This is a genomic window from Brachybacterium sp. SYSU DS0246, from assembly GCF_059391765.1.
This window is the reverse complement of the sequence record NZ_JBZXYT010000069.1, coordinates 1-538: the sequence shown is the minus strand read 5'-3', so window position 1 is coordinate 538 and position 538 is coordinate 1. Positions and strand designations below refer to the sequence as shown.

1 protein-coding gene is annotated in these 538 nt (G+C 64.3%); it reads left to right on the top strand.

Annotated elements, in window-relative coordinates:
* Window positions 1-120: 120 nt before the first annotated feature.
* On the top strand, window positions 121-538 hold a 418-nt coding region (locus AC5020_RS16930; RefSeq protein WP_464989147.1), incomplete at its 3' end, for an IS110 family transposase.

Here is a 538-nt window from a genome sequence, read left to right as displayed (position 1 = left end):
CTCAGACGCTATGAGGGTGGCGGGGTTGAGAGGTCTTGTGGCCCAGGGCCCCGCTATGAAGACTCGTGGATCACCCTGGTCGATGGGCGGCCGGGGTGCGCACATTCGTAGGAGGCCCTGGTGTTCACCGAGACTACAAGCCTGGGATTGGATGTTCATGCCCGCAGCGTGAGAGCAGTCGCGATCGATGGCTCCACCGGCGAGGTGATCGAGAGGAAGCTGGCCAACGATCTCGTTGAGATCAGCAGATTCGTCGAGGAACTCGCCCGCGTCCACGGCCCGCTTCGCATTGTTCATGAAGCCGGCCCGACCGGGTTCGGCCTGGCCCGGACGCTGAGTGAAGCAGGCCATGTCGTGCAGGTCGCGGCACCATCGAAGCTGATCCGACCTTCTGGTGACCGGGTCAAGACTGACCGGAACGACGCGATGCTGCTGGCCCGACTGGATCGTGCCGGTGACATCGTTGCCGTCCGGATCCCGACACGCAGCGAAGAATCGGCTCGGGACCTCGTCCGCTCCCGAGACGATGCCCGTCGAG